The 19,283-nt window shown below is 54.7% G+C and carries 19 protein-coding genes; 16 read left to right on the top strand and 3 right to left on the bottom strand.

Going from position 1 to position 19,283, the window contains the following annotated elements; genetic code table 11:
• Positions 1-80: 80 nt before the first annotated feature.
• Together ACYVGU_RS13755 and ACYVGU_RS13750 are read left to right on the top strand one after the other, a co-directional pair.
• Positions 81-713 (top strand): rhomboid family intramembrane serine protease, encoded by a 633-nt coding sequence (locus ACYVGU_RS13755; protein ID WP_460622548.1) that lies wholly within the window; start codon positions 81-83, stop codon positions 711-713.
• Between the two features lie 112 nt (positions 714-825).
• Positions 826-1,104: a PLD nuclease N-terminal domain-containing protein gene (locus ACYVGU_RS13750; protein WP_460622547.1), complete on the top strand. Its 279-nt coding sequence runs from the start codon at positions 826-828 to the stop codon at positions 1,102-1,104.
• 82 nt (positions 1,105-1,186) lie between these two features.
• Here the strand turns inward: ACYVGU_RS13750 and ACYVGU_RS13745 are convergent, their stop codons facing one another.
• Entirely contained in the window at positions 1,187-1,807 is a 621-nt protein-coding gene (locus tag ACYVGU_RS13745; protein ID WP_460622546.1) for a hypothetical protein, read from the bottom strand.
• Positions 1,808-1,939: 132 nt separating this feature from the next.
• Here ACYVGU_RS13745 and ACYVGU_RS13740 point away from each other — a divergent pair, with 132 nt between their 5' ends.
• The 3 genes from ACYVGU_RS13740 (at position 1,940) to ACYVGU_RS13730 (ending at position 4,332) form a co-directional block, all read left to right on the top strand.
• Entirely contained in the window at positions 1,940-2,779 is an 840-nt protein-coding gene (locus tag ACYVGU_RS13740) for a glycerophosphodiester phosphodiesterase family protein (protein ID WP_460622545.1), read from the top strand.
• A gap of 349 nt (positions 2,780-3,128) precedes the next feature.
• Positions 3,129-3,527, top strand: a complete 399-nt coding sequence (locus ACYVGU_RS13735; RefSeq protein ID WP_460622544.1) for a helix-turn-helix domain-containing protein — start codon at positions 3,129-3,131, stop codon at positions 3,525-3,527.
• Positions 3,528-3,834: 307 nt separating this feature from the next.
• Entirely contained in the window at positions 3,835-4,332 is a 498-nt protein-coding gene (locus tag ACYVGU_RS13730; protein ID WP_460622543.1) for an acyl-CoA thioesterase, read from the top strand.
• Positions 4,333-4,703: 371 nt separating this feature from the next.
• Here the strand turns inward: ACYVGU_RS13730 and ACYVGU_RS13725 are convergent, their stop codons facing one another.
• Both ACYVGU_RS13725 and recF read right to left on the bottom strand, forming a co-directional pair.
• The gene (locus tag ACYVGU_RS13725; protein WP_460622542.1) at positions 4,704-5,027 is read right to left on the bottom strand and encodes a DciA family protein; all 324 of its coding nucleotides are present in this window, start codon (positions 5,025-5,027) and stop codon (positions 4,704-4,706) included.
• A 66-nt stretch (positions 5,028-5,093) separates the two neighbouring features.
• Complete coding sequence (recF, locus tag ACYVGU_RS13720; protein WP_460613182.1) at positions 5,094-6,206, bottom strand: DNA replication/repair protein RecF; 1,113 nt, start codon at positions 6,204-6,206, stop codon at positions 5,094-5,096.
• A gap of 281 nt (positions 6,207-6,487) precedes the next feature.
• On the opposite strand from recF, the gene pdhA reads away from it, so the two are divergent.
• From pdhA to ACYVGU_RS13665, 11 genes are all read left to right on the top strand, one after another.
• Positions 6,488-7,450, top strand: a complete 963-nt coding sequence (gene pdhA / locus ACYVGU_RS13715) for a pyruvate dehydrogenase (acetyl-transferring) E1 component subunit alpha (RefSeq protein ID WP_460623396.1) — start codon at positions 6,488-6,490, stop codon at positions 7,448-7,450.
• Between the two features lie 50 nt (positions 7,451-7,500).
• Positions 7,501-8,280, top strand: a complete 780-nt coding sequence (locus ACYVGU_RS13710; RefSeq protein WP_460613181.1) for a tetratricopeptide repeat protein — start codon at positions 7,501-7,503, stop codon at positions 8,278-8,280.
• 154 nt (positions 8,281-8,434) lie between these two features.
• Entirely contained in the window at positions 8,435-8,911 is a 477-nt protein-coding gene (gene ribH / locus ACYVGU_RS13705) for a 6,7-dimethyl-8-ribityllumazine synthase (RefSeq protein ID WP_460622541.1), read from the top strand.
• A gap of 367 nt (positions 8,912-9,278) precedes the next feature.
• Entirely contained in the window at positions 9,279-9,662 is a 384-nt protein-coding gene (locus ACYVGU_RS13700; protein WP_460613179.1) for a TraR/DksA family transcriptional regulator, read from the top strand.
• Positions 9,663-9,833: 171 nt separating this feature from the next.
• Positions 9,834-11,726, top strand: coding sequence for a pseudouridine synthase (locus tag ACYVGU_RS13695; RefSeq protein ID WP_460622540.1), 1,893 nt, complete (start codon positions 9,834-9,836; stop codon positions 11,724-11,726).
• A gap of 142 nt (positions 11,727-11,868) precedes the next feature.
• On the top strand, positions 11,869-12,615 hold the full coding sequence (locus ACYVGU_RS13690) for a type III pantothenate kinase (RefSeq protein WP_460622539.1): 747 nt from the start codon (positions 11,869-11,871) through the stop codon (positions 12,613-12,615).
• The gene (locus ACYVGU_RS13685) at positions 12,602-13,954 is read left to right on the top strand and encodes a hypothetical protein (RefSeq protein ID WP_460622538.1); all 1,353 of its coding nucleotides are present in this window, start codon (positions 12,602-12,604) and stop codon (positions 13,952-13,954) included. Before ACYVGU_RS13690 ends, ACYVGU_RS13685 begins: the two co-directional genes overlap by 14 nt.
• Before the next feature lie 19 nt (positions 13,955-13,973).
• The gene (gene lptC, locus ACYVGU_RS13680; RefSeq protein WP_460622537.1) at positions 13,974-14,555 is read left to right on the top strand and encodes an LPS export ABC transporter periplasmic protein LptC; all 582 of its coding nucleotides are present in this window, start codon (positions 13,974-13,976) and stop codon (positions 14,553-14,555) included.
• Between the two features lie 10 nt (positions 14,556-14,565).
• Complete coding sequence (locus tag ACYVGU_RS13675) at positions 14,566-14,838, top strand: hypothetical protein (RefSeq protein ID WP_460622536.1); 273 nt, start codon at positions 14,566-14,568, stop codon at positions 14,836-14,838.
• Between the two features lie 267 nt (positions 14,839-15,105).
• On the top strand, positions 15,106-17,232 hold the full coding sequence (locus ACYVGU_RS13670) for a SurA N-terminal domain-containing protein (protein ID WP_460622535.1): 2,127 nt from the start codon (positions 15,106-15,108) through the stop codon (positions 17,230-17,232).
• A 191-nt stretch (positions 17,233-17,423) separates the two neighbouring features.
• A complete protein-coding gene (locus tag ACYVGU_RS13665) occupies positions 17,424-19,265 on the top strand; it encodes a tetratricopeptide repeat protein (protein ID WP_460622534.1) in 1,842 nt (613 codons plus the stop codon).
• Positions 19,266-19,283 lie beyond the last annotated feature (18 nt).

Here is a 19,283-nt window from a genome sequence, read left to right as displayed (position 1 = left end):
GTTGTCAGGCAATAGGTATACTAGTGCTGACCGAGTGTATCACCCGGTCAGTTTCGTTTTCTCTTTTACCCTCTCCCTTGATGTTTTCTTTAAGCCCAATCCTGTTGCTGGTCGGCCTGACCTGCGCCATTTCCATGTACGCCTGGTCGAATCCGCAACTAATGGACAGCTGGATTCTGGAGCCCTACCGCGTAAAGCGCAACAACGACTGGTACCGCTTCGTCACGTCCGGTTTTCTGCACGCCGACTGGGGGCACCTGCTCTTCAACATGTTTGCCTTCTACTCCTTCAGCCAGGTAGTAGAGTCCATCTTTCGGGGTGAGTTTGGTGACAGCACGGGCATCTTGTACTTCCTACTGCTCTATATCGGGGGCATTGTGGTATCTGATATCCCCACGTACATGCGCCACCGCGACGACCCCAACTACCGGAGCTTGGGCGCCTCGGGAGGGGTAGCGTCGGTCATCTTCGCTGCCATCGTGTTCAACCCCATTGGTGGTATTCGCATTTTTCCTATTCCGGTTGATATCCCAGGCTTCATCTTCGGTTTCCTGTACTTGGCCTATTCCTACTACATGGGCCGGCGCCGCGGCGATAATATCAACCACGATGCCCACTTCTACGGTGCGATGTATGGCGTTGTCGTCACGTTGCTGCTAGTGCCAAGAGCAGCGCCTCTTTTCTGGGATCAAATCCAGCAATATATTAATTAAGATATTGATTAACAGCCACTTGCGACTATGTAAGGGTTGAGTAAATATCCATTTCAGGCGATGTGCGTACAGATTGGCATTACTCTCCACCATTCTACACACTCCCTGCACCATGAATAAGCTCCTTGCCCTTTCGAATCGGATACCATCTGTGGCCATCATGCTCTCCTTGCTGGCCATGCCTTTCTTGACAGCCTGTGGTAGTGGTCGTCGCGCTAACGGCTCACTATCCATATTTGGTGTTATCTACTTAATCGTAGCAATAGCTGCTTTTCTAAGCCTGATTAAGCAAGACTGGTCAATCGGCAAAAAGATTATCTGGGGTCTGATCATTTGGTTCTTCCCCTTCGGTGGTTCCATCATCTACTTCCTGTTTTCCGGACGGAGATAAGCAAGCCATTTGTTAATAACACAAAGCCCCGCTGCTCACGATGAGTAGCGGGGCTTTGTGTTATAAGCTGGCCTAGTAAATTCTAGCGGCCTGTCAGTCGCCGCTTCTCTAGCCGAGTTACGTGTTTTAGAATCTCGGCTGTATTGGTGATTTCTGTTGCCTGCCAGTGGTCGCCTTGGTTGCGCATCTTCACTTCCAGCACCAGGGTAGTGTCGTAGCGAGGCTGCGTAAACTCCAGCCCGATGAACGCTTGTTCGCCTTCCTCACGGGTATACTTTAGCCCCTTAAACTTGCTGTCGGAGCTTACTACCTTGCCGGCCAGCCCCAGCACCGAAACACCCAGTAGGTTGTTCGGAGCTGCTGCCACGGCGGCTTCTGCTGAGCCTGTCTCAACGTAGCGCCGCACTTCTGCGCGGGCAGCCTGGGCTATTTGCGGCTTCAGCAGGGCTAGGGTTCCTTTAAGGGCTAAGCCTCCTAGGTCCAGTGACCCAAGTACCGCTTCCTGTTCGATCACTTGGTCTACTAGGTTCCGGGTTACACTGCTCACATCTACGTAGCGCTCAAAGGTGGCCGCGTCGTGGTCTTTCACAGCTTTGGCGGCTTGTAGAAGTGAGTACTCGGGTCCGGTGCTCAGCTTACGGTAGTAGAGGTAGCCGGCTAGCGCCAGCCCAAGCAAGAGCAGCGCCAAGATGGTTTTTTTCATGGTATGCAGAAGTAAGTAGGCTAATGCCGTAGACGGGTAAAACGGATGGTGATCTGTGGAAAGCAAAGATGATGCTCGTGTCATCATGCCACGCGCCGTCGCTTGTCTCTGTACGTTGGTTTCCCGCTTTGTATGATAACATCCTCTCGCTTTCCGGAAGTACATGGCCACCGTGGCTGCCGCGGGCTCCGGCCCGAAAACACCCTGCCAGCTTTCCTGCATGCAGTGCGGTTAGGGGTTGATGTACTAGAAATGGACGTCGTGATTTCCGCCGATAATCAGGTCGTCGTATCGCATGAGCCCTGGATGTCGGCTACTATTTGCCGGTTGCCATCAGGGTTGCCCATTGCAACGGAGCAGCAACGCCACTACAACCTCTACGCCTTGCCCTACGCTGAAATCCGCCAGTTTGATTGCGGCCTCACACGTCATCCGCTTTACCCCGAGCAAGTTTCTGAGCCGGCCTACAAACCCTTGCTCCGGGAGGTCATTCTGGCTGCTGACACCTTAGCCCACACGCTTGGTCGAGCTCCTATTCGCTACAGCATAGAGCTCAAAAGCGAACCTTCCACTGACGGGGTTTTCCATCCTGCTCCTGCTCTTTTCCTGGAGTTAGTACTAGGCGAGCTGCAGGCTATAGGCGCCTTGCCTCGCACTACCTTATTGTGCTTTGATAACCGTGTACTCCAAGTAGCAAAGCAGGTCGTGCCGCAGCTTCCCATTTGCCTTCTGGTAGAAGACCAGCGGCCTCTGTCTGCTCACATTTCTGAGCTTGGATTTCACCCCTCCATCTACGGCCCAAACTTCCGGTTGCTCACCCCTGAGCTGGTGGCCGAGTTGCAGCGCCTAGACGTGGGCCTAGTTCCCTGGACGGTAAATGAACCTGCCGATCTGCTCCGTATTCTGTCCTACAACCCCACGGGTATTACCACTGATTTCCCCGATCGGCTGCTGGCGCTTCGGCTCCTTTAGCTCATCGTGCTACTTACCATAATACAAGCTGCAACTGCTGTTGTGGCTTGTATCATCATGTCTGTACGGAGCTGCGGTTTGCTACTCTGCTTTGCCTAGTCTTTTAGATATCCATAGTAGCATAGATACCTGTGTCTGTTACAGTGTACAATGTTCACAATGTTTTGTGTTACAAATTTCGTGATACAATGTGTAATATGTAATTATGTGTATCCTGCGTAAAGTGTATTATAGTTACAATGAACTGAGTGTAACGGCTAGTATGTTTTGTATCAGTTACACCATCTTTATTGCTTACATGTGACACATTCTTATATTTACAGACCCATCTCATGTTACTCATTGCTATATGTCTCATCAGGGCGAAATACTGCAGGAAGCCATTAAAAACAGCGGAATATCTATTACGCGTATCGTGGAAGAGCTGGGTATTACACGTCCTACCATCTACCGTAAATTCAAAGAGGAGATACTTGATTACGGTTTTGTAAAGCGGGTAGGTGAAATTATATCACACGATTTTTCTCAAGATTTTACTGTGTTACAGCAGGCAACTTTACAATTTACAAGCAACAGTGTTACAAATGTTGTATCTGTAACGCCTGATCGTGTTGTAACGCCACGTAACGCAGTGTCCGCTGTAACAGAACCCGACTTGTTAAAGCAGCTCATGGCTCTTCAACAGAAGTATATTGCCCTTTTAGAGGCTTATAATGAGCTTTTATTAAAAGTGTATGGCCCTAAGTGACAAAAGTGTTCCACGTGAAACATTTTTGTTCGCTAGTAAGTAGCCGCCTGAGCCTTTAGGTCACCCTTAGTAAACCTCCACTGAACACCTAAGTCAAATGTGAACAGTCGAGCTTTTTGAAAAGGAGAGAGGCAATTAGAACACCGATCTATCGGCCCAGGTACCGTAACCAAGCTGGCCATGGGAGGGTAGGGTAGAAGTCAGACCATAGCTCTCATAATTCACCACAACTACCCTTATCGTGACCAATACTAGCCTCCCAGATTTCCGAGCAGTGTCGTACTCAAGGGTTACTCTTACCGAGCTTATGATACCGTCGTACGCCAACTTTGGTGGTAAGATCCATGGCGGAATTTTGCTTTCTCTGATGGATAAGGTGGCTTATGCTGCGGCCTCCAAACACGCCGGTAATTACTGCGTGACAGTAAGTGTAGATGGGGTTAATTTTCTGCAGCCAGTGGAGGTAGGAGAACTGGTGTCATTACTGGCCTCCGTGAACTACGTGGGCCGCACCTCGCTGCTCGTAGGTATCAAAGTAATTGCGGAGGATGTACGCTCCGGAATAGTGAAGCACACCAACACCTGCTACTTCACTATGGTGGCCAAGGATGATAACGGCAAGCCGACGAGAGTGCCCGGCTTGCTCTTGGAAACTCCGGATGATACGCGCCGCTTTGTGGAAGCTATCAAGCGTCGGGAGTTCAAGGAGCAGTACCGCTTGGAGTTCGATACTATTAGGACGGAGCTGGCCACAGAGCAACAACTGCATCTGCTACAAGACGAGCGTTGCCAGCTAGGATACTAAGGGCAAGAAGAGGGATGAGGGGCACTCAAGCCTCTGCTTGAGTAGCGGTAGTAAGGATGGCTAGATGGGGCCTGCCTTTAAAGAGCAGAGCAAACCCAGTACTTCCACAACAAGCAAGGAGGTCTATCGAACAACGTAAGCAATAGAGTCAATCCAATGCCCAAGGATTGGGTTATCCGAGGTAGTGCCTATGACATGACCTTGGATGAGGTTCATGCTAGAGCACCAAGAAATCGTTTAGCTGAACCTGGATACAGATGGGCTTCTCAGAGATAAACGGTGTTCAACTGCTTTCGCAACAGCAAGGAGGAGCAACACGCGCTAAGTGCCTATGGGCAGACAAGTGTTAAAGCCGCAAAAGGCAAGTGAGCCTACAGGAATACTACCTCCTGAATAATATCTTCTCCTACCTCGGCATTAAGGATTTCCAACACCCGCGTCTTCGCCATTACTAGCTCATGCTTTAAGGGCGCTGAGGACAAGCGCACAAATAGCTTGCTATTGCTCACGTAAATCTGCTGGGTTTTCATGGCTACGGCTTTGCCCATTATCCGCTCCCAGCTGGCCACTACCGTCACCTCGTTTAGCTTACCCTGCAGCCGATAGGTGCGGAGCAAGGCAGTAATTCCATCCTTAAGCGGTACAATATCAGACTTACGCGAATTTTCGGAAGAATAAGGTTTTTTTATCGCCATTGCCGTAATTAACGCGCGAAGAAACTCGCTATTGGTAAGTAGATACAAAGGTACCTACCTCAACAGCTAAAGCGGCGTTACTACCCCAGAATCGACCCGAAACCGGCGGATATCTTCTGACAAGGAAGCCAATACCCGGTCAGTTCGCTCCAGATGCGTATCCGTTAGAAAAATCTGTCCGAAGGTGTGGTTGGCTACTAGCTGCATCAGGCGGGTAATACGCTTCTCATCCAGGCGGTCGAAAATATCGTCGAGTAGGAGCAGGGGCTTGTGCTGCTTGTGGTGGGCTAGTACTTCAAACTGGGCCAGCTTCAGGGCAATGGCAAACGACTTCTGTTGTCCCTGCGAGCCGTAGCCTTTCACGGCCAAGCCATCCATCAGGAACGTGACATCATCTTTGTGCGGCCCCATGGTGGTGCGCTGCAACGTGATGTCTTTGCGCTCCTGTAAGCGCAGCAGCTTAAGGAAGTCGGCGCCCGGCAAGTCGCTCTTATAGGTAAGCGTCACTTGCTCGCGGGCATCGGCCAACTGCTCATAGTGGCGCTGGAACACGGGCTCAAATTCCGCCAGGAAAGCCAGCCGCCTAGCTACGAGTTGCTCACCAACCGGAGCCAACTGCTCATCTAACACGAGGAGGTAGTCACGGTCGTACCCGGCTTGGCGGTCGGCGGCAAGCTTCAGAACGGAGTTGCGTTGCTTTAATAGATGCGAGTACCGGATAAGGTTCTCTAGGTACTCATGGTCGAGCTGGGAGATCAGGCTATCGAAATACTTGCGGCGCTCTTCACTGCCCTGCCGGATCAGGTCCGTGTCGTAAGGAGAAATGAGCACCACCGGATATCGCCCGATGTGGTCCGAGACTCGGTCGTAGGGTTGCTTGTTATGGGTTACTACTTTCTTCTGGCCTAGGCGCAGGCTGCACTGGATGGCTTCAGCCTTCTCAGCAGGCGTCGTCCGGAATTTACCTCGCACCACAAAGAATTCTTCTCCCTGCTTTATTGTCTGAGTATCGGAAGACGTGAAAGCGCTTTTCGTGAGCGAGAGATAATGGATGGCATCCAGCAAGTTGGTTTTGCCGCTGCCATTATCCCCGATAAAGCAATTGATATGCGGCGAGAGTCCCAGATTGGCTTCTTCGTAGTTTTTAAAGAAGAGCAGGTGAAGGGTTTCTAGTATCATGCTTTGGGTTCGGAATTGCAATCCTTTTACGTACTTTCGCATCCCAAACGCGAACAACCGAAAGCAAGATGGCGGAGACGAAAGTAAAGGCTGCCCCGAAGGCTTCCAATTCGACGAAAAAATCGTCGGCACCGAAAGCTGCCTCTAAGGGCAAGGCTGCTACCGATACGGTAAAACAGCCTGATCCGGTATTACCCCCCGCCAATGGCGAGGCCAAGGAAGCTACCGGCGCTCCTAAAGCAACTACTCCGGCCAACCCGGAATTTCCGAAGGAGACCTATATGCAGTGGTATGAGCAAATGCAGCTCATGCGTAAATTTGAAGAGAAAGCCGGCCAGCTTTATGGCCAGCAGAAAATCAAAGGATTTTGCCACCTCTATATTGGTCAGGAAGCGTGCGTAGCCGGAGCTGTATCGGCTCTGACCAAAGACGATAAGTGGATTACCGCTTACCGTGACCATGCCCACCCTCTAGCGCTAGGTACCTCACCGAACGCCATCATGGCTGAGCTGTATGCCAAAGCCACCGGCTGCTCGAAAGGCAAAGGGGGCTCCATGCACATCTTCGATAGAGAAGTGAACTTCATTGGTGGCCACGGCATCGTAGGTGCGCAGGTACCCATGGGCGCTGGTATTGGCTTTGCTGAGAAGTACAATAAAACCGGTAACCTGTGCATCTGCTACATGGGCGACGGTGCTGTCCGTCAGGGCGCGCTTCACGAAGCCTTTAACATGGCCATGCTGTGGAAACTGCCCGTGATATTCGTGGTAGAGAACAACGGCTACGCCATGGGTACTTCGGTACAGCGCAGCTCCAACGTTACGGAGCTGTACACTATGGGTGAAAGCTACGACATGCCATCGGAGCCGGTGAATGCCATGAACGTGGAAGATGTGCACAACGCCGTAGCCCGTGCCGCCGAGCGTGCCCGTGCTGGTGAAGGCCCCACGTTCCTGGAGTTTAAGACGTATCGCTACAAAGGCCACTCCATGAGTGACCCCGCCAAGTACCGCACCAAAGAGGAGTTGGAGGATTACCGTTCCCGCGACTCCATCGAATCTGTTCGGCACACCATCCTGACCCATAACATGGCAACGGAAGAGGAGCTGGCAGCAATTGATGAGAAGATCAAGGCGCAGGTACAGGAGTCAGTTGAGTTTGCTGAGAACTCGCCCTTCCCAACAGCCGATGAGTTGTACAAGGACGTGTACGTTCAGCAGGACTACCCCTACATCCGCGACTAACCTAGCGGAAGCATACCCGGCCAAATACGGGCCTCTACCAGAGTAATTCCATGTCGAAGATTCCTTTCACGGGCAAAAGTCCTCAGGCCCGCCAGCAGCAACAGCAGCGCGTAGTATCCTCGGATCCGCTACAACCGGCCGAAGCCTACAACCCCGAGCATCCGCTGCTGGAAGACCCCGATGCCCTGGCCACGCGCCTGGTGGAGTCGGAAGACTTTGTGCGTCGTAACAAAACTGCTCTGCTCAGCTTGCTGGCAGTGGTAGTGCTGGCAGTGGTAGGTGGCTTCGGCTACTACCTGTGGCGCGACTCGCAGGACACCAAAGGCCAGGCTGCCTTGGTACAGGCCGTGAACTATTGGGAAGCCGACTCGCTGCAGAAGGCCATGAAAGGCGACGGCCGGAACCCTGGTCTGGAGCGCGTAGCTTCGGAGTACAGTGGTACCCATGCCGGCAACCTAGCCAACTTTTATGCCGGCGCGGCCGCGTTAAAGCAAGGGCAGTTCAAGCAGGCTATTGATTACCTCGAGGACTTCACCTCCGACGATTACCTAGTACAGGCTCGGGCATACTCGCTGCTAGGCGATGCGCACCTAGAGCTGAACCAGCCAAAGGAAGCAGCTGACTTCTACAGCAAGGCTGCTAACTACAAAGCAAACGAGTACTTCTCGCCCGGTTACCTGCTTAAGGAAGCTACAGCCCGCGAACTAGCCAAGGAGTATACCGAAGCCGTTGCTGCTTACGACAAGATTCTCACAGAGTATCCGGTGTCCGCAGAGGCTAACGAAGCCAAACAATACAAAGCCCGCGCCGAAGCACTAACTGGCAAATAGCCATCAAGTGTTTCAGCTAGTAGCACAAACAAGAAGAGGCAGCCCTAGGCTGCCTCTTCTTGTTTACTTCAGGCAGGAGCAGAGTGGCGTAAGCCCGTATCTTTGCTCGCAGTATTAGGCGCACCCAGCGCGTTCACCAGCGAATTTCCTGTTCATGGCCACTTCCCTCAAAAACCTAAGTGACTACACCTCTGATAACTTCATCGATATAGCTGACAAGCGTTTTGGCTTGGTAGTAGCCGAGTGGAACAGAGAAATAACCGACACGCTGGCCCAGGGCGCTTACGAAACCCTGATTAAGCACGGCGCCAAGCCCGAGAATATCTTCCGCAACACCGTGCCCGGCAGCTTCGAGCTAACCTTGGGTGCCCAGTTGCTGGCCCAACACGAAGAAATTGATGCGGTCATTTGCCTAGGGGTTGTCATCAAGGGCGAAACCAAGCACGATGATTACATCTGCCACGCCGTAGCCAGCGGTATTACTAACGTGGGGCTGAAGTACAACAAGCCCGTTATTTTCGGGCTGGTAACGACTAACACGCTGGAACAGGCCTGGGACCGGGCCGGCGGCAAGCATGGCAACAAAGGGGTAGAGGGCGCGGTAGCAGCCATCCATATGCTCGGGTTCTAGCACCACTACTATCAGACGTGAGGTGCCAGTACTAGGCAGGTTGGGAAGCTAAACCCTCCGCAAACAGCCAGTGATAGTACCCGCCAGCCGTAAGCCAAGGCGGTTAAATAAGCAATCTGCTGAGCATAAAGCGACTTCTAACTGCACCTGGTATTGAATATCAGACAAAACTGTAGCTTTGCGCCCGAAATAGCCTGAAGGAAAAGAGTATCTAAGCATAACTGGGAGCATCCACAAAGGCAGCCCGCTCAATGAGATAAACTTATTTGCGCGACAGGCTGTTGGGTTTTAACTGTAATGTTTGGACTTTTCGAGAGCAGGCATTCTAGCCAATCAATAATTCATATTAACCTTTCCCTGCACCAACATGAGTGAAGAATCCCTACGCTATTCCAGGGAAGAACTCGCGGAGTTTGAGCAAATCATTCAAGACAAGCTCACCGCGGCCCGCAAGGAAGTGGCATTCATTAAAGAGACGCTAAGCCGTAAAAACGATACGGGTACTGATAACACGGCTTCTTCTTCGAAGGTGTTGGAAGACGGTGCCGATACGGCTGAAAAGGAAAGCCTAAACCAGTTGGCCTCGCGCCAAATGAAGTTTATCCAGCAGCTCGAGAATGCCCTGATTCGTATCAAGAATGGTACCTACGGCGTGTGCATTGGTACAGGCAAGTTGATTCCGAAGGAACGCCTGCGTGCAGTACCGCACACCCAGCACTCCATTGAAGCCAAAATGGCTCGCCGCGACTAAACCCGCGCTGCCTTGCTTACTGCCCGGACTTGTAGCCGGCTCCCACAATTGGGGCCGTGTTGCTGGTCCGGGCACTGTTTTCAGCGCTAGGTCGTTTGCTGCTTTGAACCCCCTAGTACATCCTGATTTTTTAACCGTACCGTAGCGATACGGCACACACGCTTAATCCACATGGGCAAGCAACACTCTTCCGGCGACAACACGCCAAACCGCCGCGGCCGTACTACGGGCCGTCCATCCGGCAACTTCAATGGGCCTGATGGCCCCCGCAAATTTACGCAGCCTGGCCGTGAGCGCAACGAGCGCACAGGCGGCAACCCCCGCTTCGGCAATGACGATGCGCGTGGTGAGCGTCCATCCTTTGGGCGTACTGGCAACAGCAGCGGCTTTGGTGGTCCCAAGAAATTCGGCAACGCCGGCGGCTTTGGCGGCCCTAAGAAGTTTGGAGCTACTGGTGGTGGTGCTGCCCGTGGTAACGAAGGCCGTCCCGGTGGCTTTGGCCAGCGTGGTGGCCGCGACTTCGGCGGCAACGAATCGCGTCGTTTTGATGACCGTAACGACCGTCGGTCATCGGGCTTTGGCCGAGATGAACGCCGGGAAGAGCGTCGTGATGAACGTCCTATTCAGAATTTCGAAAACAAGCAAACCTGGGGTGGTCAGCCTTACCGCGGTCAAGAGGGTAGGCCAGCCGTTCCTCGCGGCTTGCCCGGCGAGCGGAACCGTAAGTTTATAAAGCAGAATCCCAACGAGCCAGAACAGCCGCGCCCCAGCAACTTCCGCCCCCGCGACAACGAGGAACGCCCGGAGCGCGAAAGCTTTGGAGGCGACCGGCAGGTTCGACCAGCTCGTCCGTTCGACTTCCGGGGCCGCCCCGAAGGCTTGGAAGATCAACGTCCTGAGCGTGCTCCGCGCCCCGAAGGCAACTTCCGCGATGACCGGGAAGAGAAGCGCGAGTTTGGTAGCCGCAAGCCCCAAGGGTTTGGTGGCGAGCGCCGCGAAGGCGGGTTTGGTGGTGGCAGCTTCGGCGAGAAGCGTACTGCACGCCCCGGTTCCTTTAGCGGAGATAAGCGTGAGGGCCGCTCGTTCGGCTCCGACCGCCGGGAAAGTGGCGCTGGCGACAAGCGCAGCTTCGGCGCTGACCGTAGGGACAGCCGCGGTGGTGCTCAGGAGCGCCCTCGTCGGGCCCACGATGAGTTTGTAGGCCGTGGTGAGCAGGCCCCGAACTCGAACCAAGCTGGCAAGCGCAAATATGGTGAAGTGGAAGGGGTCGCACCTGACTACAAGAACCTCAAATTCTACGAGGAGGATAAAAACCGTGGTAACAAGCGCCGTCGGGAAGAGGAAGAAGGAGGCGCCGACGAAGTACGGCTGAACCGCTACATTGCTAACGCTGGCATCTGCTCCCGCCGCGAAGCTGACTCGCTGATTGCTGCGGGTGAGATTAAAGTAAATGGTGAGGTAGTGACGGAAATGGGCTACAAAGTGCAGCCCTCCGATACGGTGCAGTATGGCAAGACCAACCTCAATCGGGAGAAGCTGGTGTACGTGCTGCTGAACAAGCCCAAAGATTACCTGACCACCACCGATGATCCGGAAGGCCGCCGTACAGTAATGGAACTGGTGAAGAACGCTTCTAAGGAGCGCGTTTTCCCGGTAGGCCGCCTCGACCGCAACACGACGGGCTTGTTGCTGTTCACCAACGATGGAGAGGTAGCGCAGAAACTCTCGCACCCGTCGCACCGCAACAAAAAGATTTACCAGGTAGAACTGGACAAGCCGCTTACAGAGGAGCACCTAAAGCAGATTGCGGCCGGTGTGGAGCTGGAAGATGGCAAAGCCGAAGTGGATGACGTGGCCGTAGTGGCCGGTAACCCGCACTTCGTGGGTGTAGAAATCCATATTGGCCGTAACCGCATTGTACGCCGCATTTTTGAGCACCTGGGCTACGATGTAGTAACCCTAGACCGAGTGCAGTATGCGGGCCTGACCAAAAAAGACTTGCCCCGCGGCAAATGGCGCTTCCTCAATGAAAAGGAAGTGATTCGATTGAAGTATTTTATGTAGGAACGCAACCGCCCGCCTAGCGGGCGGCTCTTAGCGGTACGGCGTAAGCAAAAAATGATGAGCTGCTGGTCATTGACTCTAGTACAGCTCATCATTTTTTGCTTCCTACCTTGCACTTCTCTACCTGACCCTCCCTTATTTCGTGCGCACACTTTCTCTTGACATTGGCAACACGGCAGTTAAGTATGGCTGCTTTGAGGCGGATGTACTCTTAGAGTCAGCAGTGGGCCAAACGCCGGAGCAGGTGTGGGAAGCCGTAACACGGTTGCAGCCTCAGCACGGGGTAGTAGCTTCGGTGGCCGAACCAACAGCTGCGTGGGCTACAAAACTGCGCAGTATGGTGCCCGGGACGGTTCTGGAGTTTGCGCCGGCTAGCACTTCGCTGCCTATTCGCAATGGGTATGCTACGCCGCACACCCTAGGCGCCGACCGGCTGGCTGCCGCCGTGGGAGCCGCGTGGCTCTTGCCTGGCCGCGACGTAGTTATTGTAGATGCCGGTACGGCCATCAAGTGTGACCTAGTAGAATGCGAACCTGTTTTCCGGGGAGGAAGTATTGCGCCGGGCCTAGGCATGCGTTTTCAGGCGCTTCATACGTTTACGGGTCGGCTTCCTTTAGTTGCCATGCCAGAGGGCGCCTCAGCGGCTACTCTGCCGCTTACCGGCGATACTACTGAGGCGGCTATTCGTAGCGGCGTGCTGAACGGCGCGGTGGCAGAAGTAAACGGTATGCTGGCCGAGTATAAGGCGCAGTTTCCGCAGCTGGCAGTAGTGCTGGCCGGTGGCGACGCCCGCTTTTTCCAAGCCCGGCTGAAAGGCCCTATCTTTGTTGTTCCGGAGCTCGTGCTGATTGGGCTCCATCGAATTTTAGTACACCATGTCTCAACCTAACTTCACCGGCCTGGCCGGTGGTCTTTCGCTGCTGGGTTTGCTGGCGGCTGCGCCAACTGTGCAGGGGCAGGGCCTCGGCAACTCGCCCTACTCACGCCTCGGCCTCGGCGATGCCAGCCTCAACACCGGCGGTGTGCGGCAGATGGGCATGGGTGGCGTGGGGGTGGCAGCCCCCAACAGTGTAAACGTAAACGAGATGAACCCGGCGTTGCTGTACTACACCGTCCGGACAACCTTTGAAGGCGGCTATTCTGCTCAGTTCAAAACTCTCAGCAACTCGGTTAGCCGCCAGCGGACGGGCTCGGCAAACCTGAGCTACCTAGCATTAGCCGTGCCCATCACGCGGCGGTGGGCCGGCGCCATTGGTCTGAAACCCTACAGCACCGTCGATTACGAATCCGTAACGCGCGACAACAGCGTAGTTGGTGACCCTACGGCGTTGGTTGAGAAGACGTACAAGGGTAGTGGCGGGCTAGCCGAAGCTTATATGAGCCATGCCGTCCGGTTGGCCAAAGGCTTTTCAGCGGGTGTTTCAGCGGGCTACATATTTGGCAGCATCGATCAGGAAGCAGGAACGCGCATCGCCTCTAGCGCCACTGCACTGGAAATTGCCAACTCCGATATTTATCAGCAGCACGTGCGCTACTCCGATTTTGCTTTCCGGGCCGGAGCGCACTACCGGGGTAAGTTCACGGATAAGCTCAACTATAACCTGGGTGGCACCTACAGCTTCCGCTCTAACCTCGACGGCGAACGGGACATAAACCTACTCCGCCAAGACGCAACGGGTGTGCAAACCTCCTCTATTGCGCTAGAAACTGAAACGGGTGGTAAAGCACGCGTGCCAGCTCTCACCCAAATTGGTATCAGCCTCGACAATAACCGCAGCTGGAGCCTTAACCTGGAAGGGTCGCATCAGCAGTGGTCGAAGTTCCAGGCCTTCGGGGATCAGGGCGGTACCGCCGGGGTGCTGCTTAGTGATACCTACCGCGGCGGAATAGGAGGGGAGTTAACTCCCGATGCTACTTCCGTAGATAACTACTTTAAGCGCGTAACCTACCGCGTTGGCCTGAGTGCCGCGCAGCAGCCTTACCGCCCCGGAGGCAATACACTCTACGACCGCTCAATTAGCTGGGGCTTTGCGCTACCGCTGCCTACCGCCACCCCGCTGGATGCTACAACCATTAACCTAGCATTTACTTATGGTAAGCGCGGCAACACGGATGTGCAGCAACTCCCTAGCGGCGTAACGGAGCGCAACGTGCAAGAAAACTACGTACGGATGCAGCTAGGCGTGAGCCTAAACAACCGGTGGTTTATCAAGCGTCGTATCGAATAGTACCGCTGCTATGAAGGTGATGCCCTTTTCCTTTCTGGCTGCCACTCTTGCGGGGGCAGTTGCGCTAGCCGGTTGTCATAAACAGGAAGATGAAAAGTTGGTGGCCAAAAAAATCACCTACAAAGGGCCGCTGGTTGAAACTCAGAACGTATTGATGCTGGTCAGTGACTCAGCCAAACTACGTATCCGTCTGACGGCCCCCCTGGAGCAGCAGTTTGAAAGCGGCGATATGGTGTACCCGAAAGGGGTGAAGCTGACTTTTCTGGGAGAAGACGGACAGGAGGTGGTGAACACCATCAGCGGCAACTACGGTAAGTTCGAGAAGGCCAAAAACCTGTATACCATGCGTGGCAGCGTGCAGGTAATGAATGTGCCCAAGCAGCAGCGCATGAACACGGAGGAAGCTTTCTATGACAAGCAGAAAGCTTCTATCTACACCAAAGAGCAAACGGCCATTCGGGTTACTACCCCTACGGAAGTGCTAACCGGCCGCGGGCTCACAGCCAACCAGGATTTCTCGCGCTACCGTATCCTGACGCCTACCGGTGTGTTTACGCTGCAAAACGCACCGACGGCTGCTCCCGCACCACCTAGCCGCTAACCATCACACCATGAAACGATTCTGGGACCCCGGCATCAGCCGCACCATTCTTTTCGTCTTGGGGGTCGTGACCTTTGTCATTGCCACCTACCAAACGCTGGCCACGGGCGGCATGGAAGGGTTATATGCCAACTACCCCCTGTACATGCTTTCCTTCGGCTTTATTATGGGGCTGCGCTACCTGCGCTGGCGCGATAAAGTGGCTGCTGCTGAAGCCGAAGCTGCCCGCAAAGCAACACAGGCCACCACCCGGAAACCCGCCAAGCCCAAGAAAAAACGCTAGAGAATACTAGCCCTCCAACGGGCTCAAACCGAAGGACCTTCTGCGTCTGGGCAGCTGTTCGAACCGGACGGCTGCTTCGGAACCGGGAGGTCTTTTGTGGTTCTTAACGATGCAGGAGGTAGCCAAAGGCGCACTTCGGTGATGAAACTCATTGCTCCTAGGTAAGTCTATCTGCTTAAGCCCTTTGCATTTCATTATCTAATGCCCATCTTTTTTGGTTATTTTGCACCTCATTTCCACTTTTCTACTGCGCTTTTCTTCAAGTAAATGGCATTAATCAACACGATTCGAGAAAAATCGGGCTGGGCGGTCGGGGCCATCATCATCGGCCTGCTGCTCTTTATGCTGGGAGGCGACTTCCTGTATGGCCGTAGCAGCATCTTCAACAGCAACGATATGACCGTTGGCGAAGTAGCTGGTGAAAAGGTGGAGTACGATGAGTTCAACAACACCCTGGAGCAGGCTAAGCAAGCCTTTGTTGCCCAGCAGCAGCGCCAGCCCGACGATCAAGCCCAAGGCTACCTGCGCGACCAGGCCTGGAACCAGATCATCTACCGCATTGCCTTCCAGAAAGAGTTTGATCGGTTGGGTCTGAAAGTGTCGGACGAGGAGCTGACGGAGATGGTGCAGGGCGAAAATCCTCACCCCAGCATTCGGCAGGCCTTCACGGACCCCCAGACCGGGCAGTTCAACCGCACCAAAGTAATTGAGTACCTGCGCAACCTCGACAAGATAGATCCGCAGGCCAAGGCCGCCTTCCTGAATTTTGAAGCCAACTTGGGCCCAGAGCGTCTGGCTGTGAAGTACAACAACCTGCTCAAGCTGAGCACCTACGTTACCTCGGCTGAAGCCAAGCGTTTCGATCAGGCACAGAACACCCGCGCGAATGTGCGTTACCTGATCGTGCCGTACTTCTCGGTTTCTGATTCGAGCGTGAAAGTGAGCAACGAGCAGCTGCAGGCGTACCTCGACAAAAACAAAAGCCGCTACCAAGTAGAGGATGGCCGGAGCATTGAGTACGTTTCGATTCCGGTAACGGCTTCCGTAGAAGACAGCACTACCATCAAGAAAACGGTTGACGAGCTAGCCACCCAGTTTGCTTCGGCACCGGTTGACTCAGTTTTCGTGAAGCTGAACTCGGATGCTCCTGCCAGCCCCGCTTTCCTTTCGCCGGCTGATATGCCTGAGAAGCTGCGTGCTCAGCTGCCCCTGCAGGTAGGCAAAGTGTATGGCCCCTACGCCGAAAACGGCACTTACTCGCTTTACAAAGTATCGAGCCAGAAAGCCGGTGCTCAGGCTGCCGCTCGTGCCAGCCACATCCTAATTAAGGCGGATGCCACTACGCCGGAGGCCGATGCCGCGGCCAAAGCCAAGGCAACGGAGGTATTGAACAAAATCAAAGGCGGTGCTGATTTCGCGGAAATGGCACGCCAATACGGTACAGATGGTACTACGGCTACCGGCGGCGACCTAGGCTGGTTCCAGCAGGGCCGCATGGTGCCGGAGTTTGAGAAAGCCGTATTCGGGGCTACCTCGGCCGGCTTGCTGCCAAACCTGGTGAAGACCTCATTTGGCTACCACATTGTGAAAATCACGGCTCCTAAAACTGCACAGACCTACCAGGTGGCTACCGTGCAAAAGAGCATTCAGCCCACCGACGCTACCCGCGACGCTGCTTACCAGAAAGCCCAGCAGCTGAAAGGCGCCGCTACCGATCTGGCCTCGTTCCGCAGCGCTGTAGCGAAAGACAAGAGCCTGCAGAAAGTAGAAGCCAAAGGCCTGGGCCGCGGCGACCAAGCTGTAAATAACCTGCAAGGTGCTCGCCAGTTGGTGCGTTGGGCCTACGGCATCAACCCAGAAGGCTCGCCTACCAAAGTAGGTGACGTTTCGGAGGTGTTTGAAATCGGTGACCAGTACGTAATTGCGGTTCTGACTGGAGAGCGGAGCAAAGGCACCGCCGATGTAGCCAGCGTGAAGCCTGAAATCACGGCCCTGGTTCGCAACGAACTCAAGGCCGAGCAGATCATGAAAAAGCTAAACGCATCGAAGGGCACGCTGGAGCAGATTGCTCAGGCGTACGGCAACGGTGCACAGGTAAAAACTGCTGATGGCGTTACCATTGGTCAGGGCCTGATTCCGGGCCTCGGCAATGAGCCCGTAGCTGTTGGCAAAGCCTTCGGCCTGAAGCCCGGTCAGAAATCGGCGCCATTTGCCGGTGAGCAAGGCGTGCTGATTGTGGAGCCTGTAAGCGTGCAGCCTGCTACCAACGCTACCGATGTGAAAGCGGTGCGTCAGCAGCTGGCCGCTCAGCGCGTAGCCCGCACCGACGGCCTCACCTACGAAGCCATCAAGCAGCAAGCCAACATCAAGGACAACCGCACGAAGTTCTTCTAAGCCGCGCGGCCTCCTAGTAAATGCAAAAGGGCCGTACCTTAGGGTGCGGTCCTTTTTTGTGCTCCTGAGGGCTAGCTAAGTAACAGCTATTGTTGTTTCGCTTATCTCACTAGGTCCTGCTAAGCATCAAACTCATCTTTCTAGTGTCTCTGCCTCCGGCACTCTGCCCCGGGTTTTTCCGTTATCCGCTTATGAAGAAATCGTTGGGTTCGGTTGTGCGCCTAGGCAGCCTGGCGCTACTGCTAGTTGGAGGGGGGCAGGTTGCGCCTGCCCTAGCACAGACAAATGAAGATAGCAGCATTAAGCTGGCCCGCGAGTATGAGCGGCAGGGGGAGCACGAGAAGGCGGCCTTTCTGTTTGGGCGGTTGCGCGCCGATGAGCAGGTAGCGGCCACTATCTTGCCCGACTATGTAGCCGCATTGCAGGCCCTCAAGCGCGATAAGGAAGCAGAGAAACTAGTGAAGCGTGCCCAACGCCAGCGCCCCGATGATGCCGCACTAGGAGTGATGCTAGGCCAGGTGTATGCCAAAGCCGGTGAACAAAGCAACGCCCAAAAGCAATGGGAAAAAGCCTTGGCTCAGCTAACCAGCGCCCAGGTGGTACAGGTTGCTACAGAGTTTCAGAAGCTGAACTTGCCGGAGTGGGCAACGCGCACCTACTTGCGGGGGCGTGAGCTGGCCAAAAACGACCATGAGTTTGCAACCCAGCTTATTCAGCTCTACACCCAAAGCGGGCAGAACGATAAGCTCATGACCGAAACCCTGCGCCTGGTGCAACAGGATGAGCAGCAGTTGCCCTTCGTGCGCAACATGCTCCAGAACAGCCTGCAAGACGACAAGGACTTTGCCGTATTGGAGAAGGAGTTGCTAGGGCTGGTGCAGAAAAACCCCGAGCGCACCGTGTACAGTGAACTGCTGCTGTGGCTGCAAGTGCAGCGCCGCGACTTCACAGGGGCGCTGGTGCAAGCCAAAGCCCTCGACCGCCGAGAGCGTTCGGAAGGGCAGCGCGTGCTGGAAGTGGCCGAAATTGCCCGCCGCAACAAAGACTATGAAAGCGCCATCAGTGGCTATGAGTATGTAGTGCGCGAATACCGCGGCAAACCGTTCTACGCCCTGGCCCGCCAGCGCCTGGTGCAAACCCGGGAAGACCAGGTTCGCACTACCTATCCGGTGCAGGTGGCGCAGTTGCGGAGTTTGCTGCAGGAATATCAACAGGTGCTAACTGACTTGGGCCGGACGCCGGAAACCGCGCCGGTGCTACGTAGCATGGCCGCCTTGCAGGCATTCCAGCTCGATGAGAAAGAGGCCGCCATCAAGCTTCTGAATGAGGTGATTGACATGCCGCGGGCCAGTATTGATGTGGTGGATCAGGCCAAAATTGACCTAGCCGATATTTTCCTGCTCCGCAGTGAGCCATGGGAGGCCACACTCTTGTACTCGCAAGTAGAGAAGTCGCACAAGGATACGCCCCTGGGCTACGATGCCAAGCTGCGCAATGCCCGCCTGAGCTACTTTGCCGGCGACTTCAAGCTAGCCCAGTCGCACCTGGATATTTTGAAGCAGGCAACCAGCCGCGAAATTGCCAACGACGCCATGCAGCTCAGCCTGCTCATCACCGATAACACGGCCATGGACACCGCCGGCGTGGCCCTACGCGACTATGCCGTAGTAGAGCAGCAGGTGTTCCAGAACAAGATTCCGGAAGCACTACGCGGGCTAGATGCGCTCCTGCAGAAATACCCCGGCCACGCGCTGCAGGATGATGCGTGGTACCTGAAAGCACAGTTGCAGCGCCGCACCGGCGACTACACCGGCGCCCTAGGTACGCTGGAGCGCATAACCGGCAACCCGAAATACGATGTGCTCAGCGACGACGCGCTGTTTCTGGCCGCCAGTATTCAGGAAGAAAATCTGCGCGACTCCGAGAAAGCGCAGCAGCTCTACAACCAGGTGCTTACCAAGTACCCCGGCAGTATTTACGTGGCCGAAGCCCGCAAACGCTTCCGCAAGCTGCGCGGCGACGTGGTGAATTAAAGTAGTGGCATAGTTAGC

It is taken from the genome of Hymenobacter tenuis, assembly GCF_054780495.1.
Note: the sequence above shows the minus strand (reverse complement) of the source record. Positions and strands in the feature narration are given on the sequence as shown.